We start from the raw sequence: 5,563 nt of genomic DNA, 5'->3' as shown, positions 1-5,563 counted from the left end.
GACGCCATATTTCGTAGGCCGGCGGTTGGAAATGAACCCCGTCGTGATTTTTCTCACGGTCGCCTTGTGGGCCTGGATGTGGTCAATCGTGGGCATGTTGGTGGCAGTGCCGTTATTGGTCGCTGTTCGTACCTTTTGTGAGCACATCCCCAAGTTGCAGGCATTTGGTACTTTTCTTTCGGCACGAGGCAGTGAAAACGTTGATCGAGAAAACTCCGCCCCCTAAGCCTGACGCGTTATATCTGGTGCTTGCTTATAAGGGAATCAAGGGGTCAGCCATTAACCCGTTTGGTTCCCTTTTGTATCACCTTTGTTGAGTTCTTTAGAAAGACAACTTATAGCCTTATCAATGTCTGGTATAAATGCAGCAAGCACAATTCTGACTGTAACAACGTGCTTGTTCTTAATATGGAAGTACTCATCTGGAGTTTTATCCAAATCAGTGGCCGCAGCCAAGAGGCTCAAACGTATAGGAGTCTCTCTTACCAACAGATATGCGTGGAGTACATGTTTTATTTCTTCGCGAGTAAGTAGTGAAATTTGTGGAAGTAACACGTCATAGATGCCCGTCTCGATGTTCTTGGGTAGAAACCAATCTTGGTCAGTTTCAACACTTTCAGATTTATCCTTGAATGAGCCTTTCAATGATTCAAGCTCCGTAATCAGAGCTTGCCTGATTGAATTTCGCTCGTGTTTCAGTTCGTCTTTTCTGAGATCCCGGCTGAGCTTAGAATTGAAAATGAGCGTAGCAATAACACCCAGAAAGCCTAAGATTCCCACAATTAATGTTTGGTAAGTTTCAATCAATTCTAGGATTCCACTCATAACCTGCTTATTGCTCGACGAACAAGGGGCAACATTCAAGGAAGATCAAGGGGTCAGCCACTGACCAATCCCCTCCGTGAGATTTTAATATCGCAGGCCTATCCGTTTGCTTGCAGCCCCACAACGTTGAAATTTTTCATTGCCAAAGGCTTCAGCCCAAAGAGTGTCATCTGTAATTTTTTGATTCTCTTTCCCAAACGCCATTTTAATCCAGGGCTCAGCCATCTTGATTTTCTGGCACATTTAATTCTTGCTTTTGATTCTTGTTAAATTTTGCTCTAATTAAAGAAATAACCCCGTCATATTTAACGGGAGTGTTCTGCATTTCAACGATTAATTCATTTGCACCAAATTTATTTATAATCCTGTCATCAAACAATAAAGTACAACTGAGTCCTTTTCGTTCCATAAAGTCTTTTTTGTTAATTTTATTAAATATGTAATTTTCTCTAAAAAGTTTTATGTTTGAATTTTCGACATACTCAGAATACTGAGTTTTTATTTCATTGATACCATTCTTAATATTTATGGAAGATTCGATAAAATTAACCATATAATCAAGCTCAGATAATACTTGCCATTTATAAAAACCAACAGTTTTTTCACCTCTAATATGATCATAATAACGAAGATCATATACACGGGATAGAAGCCATAAATATTCTTCATCAAAAGCATCGAAAAAAGTTGGCAAATGCATTTCAAATAAACGTTTAAAAACACTAAGTCTATCTATATGTTTTCCTGTTCTTACTCCTTTAGCAGCCAATAATAGCTTTAAATATTTCTCAACTGAAATGCTGGAAAGGACTATTCCTTGTAGCAAGAAATCATCAATCAGAAGATGCCTCGCTGCTAAATAATCACGGAACGCAAGTGCTTGATAATTTAAAGCATCTTTCGTAGTTGTAGTCTGCTGATTATTATTCCTCCGAGCCATTTTTATAAATTTTTCGCTATCAATTCTGCTTTTAACAAACCACCTTTCGTAAGTAACTTTGCTGAAAAATTAGGTTTCCGCTTCGTTTTATAGGTGTCGTAAATTAATTTCAGACCATCCGCTGTTAATAGTGAGATATTGATATCTGTATCCATTGCAGCGGACTCAACAAAGTCAGCTGAAAAAGCTGGAGCAATGATCAATACTTGTGCAACTCGTTTTCCTTGGCTCTCACAACGATTAGCATAAGCTTTCACCTGTCGTGAAGTAGTGGAATACTTTGCATAATCACCATTTTTAAATGATTTTGCTTCACCAACAATTACGTCATCTTCGCTGAGTGAAATCAAAATATCGGCTTTATCTTTGGCCGTATTTAAAGATTTTCTTAGCTCTTCGTTAACATTAAGCTCAAGACTTTCCAATATTGCTTTTATGGTTTCCTCAAATTTGCTGCCGAGTTCGGACTCATTAATTTCAACCCCAGCCGCTCTTAAGCCAGCTAAATCACGGCGTGAAAGCAAACCAAAGTTTTCAATTAATTTATCATTTGCACTGGCGAAAGCTTCCAGAATAACAACACGTGGATTACCTTTCTTGGACAGCTTCATGCTGTCTCTGAGGTTTTTTATTTCTTCATTGGAAAGGAGGTAAAGAATATCATGAGGAGTAATTGAAAGAGCGCGTAATCTTTCTGTATCAAGCTCTTCATTGTCTTCCAGTTCAAACTCTCGTCTGAGGCGTTCAATAAATGTTTCGTTAGACTCATTATTTAAACTATTAAAATTACTTTCTAATGCTTCGAATAATTCTTTATAACTCGTGGCACTGATAGCATCAAATTCTCTTTCTGTAGCCGATCTTAAACTTTCAATAATAATATTAATTCGTTCATCCAGTGTAGTCCCTAGTCTTTCAGCTGGGATATCAAGCTCATTAATTAATTCTTTAAGTCGTTCTTTACGCTGATTTTGATTTTCGTCTTTGTCGAATAAATCATCTGAGAGAATATCTCTGATATTAATTCCGGCATGTAAAATCGTATTGATTTTCTCTGCCCTTGTTATCCCACGAATACGCTTGTCGTAACTTTTCAAGATGTTAGATAACTCTGCATCTGATAAACACCGGAAAATACGTAATAAGTATTTATCTGCTAATTCTTTATTCTGTATTTCATTCAATACAAGAATGATTTCATCAGGAATTAGAACTTCTGAAGTCCGTCGATTAATAAAAATTATGCCCATTTCTCGAAGAGTCTGAAGGCATGCTTCAACAGTCTCTTTACCGGCTTTAATGGGATCGGAAAGATGTTCTATCGCAGCAGCTTCATCCTGAGAAATTTTTAATTCATGTGCCAAAGTATTTAGAATACTTCGTTCATCATCTGAAATATTTGCTTGTCGATTAATTTGTAAATCGTTTTTGTATGCGACCTCAATACAATTTCGAAAAATACTTAATCGATGAGCATGATCATAATTTTCTTGGTCGGTCTTTTCGATTTCGTTTATTAATTCTTGGGATAATTTGTCTAAACGTTCCTGTTCTTTTGAATATAACTGTTCGATCCATGAAGTCCGTGCAACAGCATTCCCATCTCTGGTTAATATATTTATTAATAATCCCGTTGAGGCTCCAGCCATTGCCAGCTGTGATTGAATCGAAGACTTATAGTCAGGTGAAACAGCATTAAATAGATGAGTTATTTCAACACCAGATGCTTCTTTGATATGTTTATTAACTTTCTTTAATGTTTCAGAGATAGATTTATTTGATTTCTCTGCCGATGTGCAGAGCTTATCTAGGCAGGTAATAAACTTGGATTTTTCAATCTGGTTGATTGATGAGAGAACTTGCTGAAGCTTCATTGGACCTCCTTATCTACGAGTAAAAACTCACTAGAGCCCAAAAAACTTAATATCATTCTGATACTTAGAACGACCAGCTTCTCAAGATCATAAAGAAGGACAATAGACGGATTTTGCTTGAGTTACAAGCCTGACGGGCATTCGCGCCCGTCAGTTCATTTTAAAATGTAACTTATTTTCATTCCGGCCGCATATGCGGAAACAGCAATACGTCTCGAATTGAGGGTGAGTCAGTCAACAACATCACCAGACGATCAATACCAATCCCCTCACCGGCTGTTGGTGGCATACCGTATTCCAGAGCACGGATATAGTCGGCGTCGTAGTGCATGGCTTCGATATCACCGGCATCTTTTTCAGCAACCTGGGCTTTGAATCGTTCGGCCTGGTCTTCGGCGTCGTTTAACTCTGAGAAGCCATTAGCGATTTCACGGCCACCGACGAAGAATTCAAAGCGGTCGGTAACAAACGGATCGTTATCACTGCGTCTTGCCAAAGGTGATACTTCGGTTGGGTAGGCTGTAATAAAGGTCGGTTGCATCAGTTGATGCTCAACGGTTTTCTCGAAGATTTCGATTTGTACTTTACCAAGACCGTAGCTGTCTTTTAATGGAATACCCAAGCCTTGAGCAACTTCTCTGGCGGCTTCGATGCTGTCGAGTTGTTCGGCTTTCAGATCCGGGTTGAAATGCAGGATCGAGTCTTTAACGGTCATGCGATAAAATGGCTGGGCAAAATCAATATCCAGACCTTGATAATGCACCTGACTGCTGCCGAGTACATTTTGGGTCACTGTGCGCAGCATGTCTTCGGTGAGATCCATTAGATCATTAAAATCTGCATAGGCCTGATAAAACTCGACCATGGTGAATTCTGGGTTATGGCGAGTAGACAGACCTTCGTTACGGAAATTACGGTTGATTTCAAACACCCGTTCAAAGCCGCCGACAATCAGTCGTTTCAGATACAGTTCCGGTGCGATACGCAGGAACAGATCCATATCTAATGCATTGTGATAGGTGGTGAACGGTCTGGCTGTGGCACCGCCGGGAATGGCTTGCATCATTGGCGTTTCGACTTCGAGGTAGTCTTTGTCCATCAGGTAACGACGCACGCCATCAATGACTTTGGTACGAATCCGGAAGGTTTCACGGCTGGCTTCGTTCATGATCAGATCGACGTAACGCTGGCGATAGCGGGTTTCCATATCGGACAGGCCGTGGAATTTTTCCGGTAATGGACGTAGTGATTTGGTCAGTAATTTGATGGTTTCGACATGTATCGACAATTCACCCTTTTGGGTACGGAATAAGGTACCTTCGGCAGCAATGATGTCGCCGTTATCCCAGGTTTTGAATTGTGGATAGACGCCTTCTGGTAATTCATCACGCGCGACATAGAGCTGGATATCACCGGACATATCACGCACGGTGGCAAAGCTGGCTTTACCCATCACCCGTTTGGTCATCATTCGACCGGCAATCGCAACGCGGCGTGGTGTGGCTTTGAGTTGATCGCCATCCCACTCGGCATATTCGGTTTGCAACTCGCCGTTCATCACATTGCGACGGAAGTCATTGGGGAAGGCATTGCCTTGCTCACGAATGGTCGCCAGTTTTTCACGACGTTGGGCAATCAGTCGGTTTTCGTCAAATTCTGTTTCTTGGGTCATGTTGGATTCGCTTGTAAACCTGATTTGAGTGAGGCTTCAATGAATTGATCCAGATCGCCATCCAGAACCGCCTGCGTGTTTCCGGTTTCGACACCGGTACGTAAATCTTTGATGCGTGATTGATCGAGTACATAGGAGCGGATTTGACTGCCCCAGCCGATATCCGATTTGGATTCTTCGGCGGCCTGTTTGACTTCGTTTTGCTTTTGTAATTCCAGCTCATAGAGTTTGGCGCGTAACTGGCTCATCGCC

At 40.9% G+C, this 5,563-nt stretch carries 6 protein-coding genes; 1 reads left to right on the top strand and 5 read right to left on the bottom strand.

Features of this window, described 5'->3' with window-relative positions; translation table 11 throughout:
• Positions 1–226, top strand: a 226-nt coding sequence (locus B3O33_RS08855; RefSeq protein ID WP_292363446.1) for an AI-2E family transporter, incomplete at its 5' end; no start/stop codon positions are given.
• A 53-nt stretch (positions 227–279) separates the two neighbouring features.
• On the opposite strand, the gene B3O33_RS08850 is transcribed toward B3O33_RS08855, so the two are convergent.
• The 5 genes from B3O33_RS08850 to B3O33_RS08830 form a co-directional block, all read right to left on the bottom strand.
• Entirely contained in the window at positions 280–825 is a 546-nt protein-coding gene (locus tag B3O33_RS08850; protein ID WP_292362152.1) for a hypothetical protein, read from the bottom strand.
• A gap of 217 nt (positions 826–1,042) precedes the next feature.
• Positions 1,043–1,765 (bottom strand): hypothetical protein, encoded by a 723-nt coding sequence (locus B3O33_RS08845; protein WP_292362151.1) that lies wholly within the window; start codon positions 1,763–1,765, stop codon positions 1,043–1,045.
• Between the two features lie 2 nt (positions 1,766–1,767).
• Positions 1,768–3,639, bottom strand: a complete 1,872-nt coding sequence (locus B3O33_RS08840) for a hypothetical protein (RefSeq protein WP_292362150.1) — start codon at positions 3,637–3,639, stop codon at positions 1,768–1,770.
• Positions 3,640–3,817: 178 nt separating this feature from the next.
• Positions 3,818–5,311, bottom strand: a complete 1,494-nt coding sequence (gene lysS / locus B3O33_RS08835) for a lysine--tRNA ligase (RefSeq protein WP_292362149.1) — start codon at positions 5,309–5,311, stop codon at positions 3,818–3,820.
• A partial coding sequence (locus B3O33_RS08830) for a peptide chain release factor-like protein (RefSeq protein ID WP_349676312.1) occupies positions 5,308–5,563 on the bottom strand: 256 nt, incomplete at its 5' end. The genes lysS and B3O33_RS08830, both read right to left, overlap by 4 nt.

The organism is Methylophaga sp. UBA1464, assembly GCF_002325665.1.
Taxonomy (GTDB): domain Bacteria; phylum Pseudomonadota; class Gammaproteobacteria; order Nitrosococcales; family Methylophagaceae; genus Methylophaga.
The sequence above is the reverse complement of the archived record's forward strand: the minus strand, read 5'-3'. Positions and strand labels throughout refer to the sequence as shown.

Bases quoted from the DNA above. Each gene is read 5' to 3' on its own strand.
- B3O33_RS08840 (WP_292362150.1), bottom strand. From the start codon at position 3,639: ATGAAGCTTCAGCAAGTTCTCTCATCAATCAACCAGATTGAAAAATCC.
- B3O33_RS08850 (WP_292362152.1), bottom strand. From the start codon at position 825: ATGAGTGGAATCCTAGAATTGATTGAAACTTACCAAACATTAATTGTG.
- B3O33_RS08845 (WP_292362151.1), bottom strand. From the start codon at position 1,765: ATGGCTCGGAGGAATAATAATCAGCAGACTACAACTACGAAAGATGCT.
- lysS (WP_292362149.1), bottom strand. From the start codon at position 5,311: ATGACCCAAGAAACAGAATTTGACGAAAACCGACTGATTGCCCAACGT.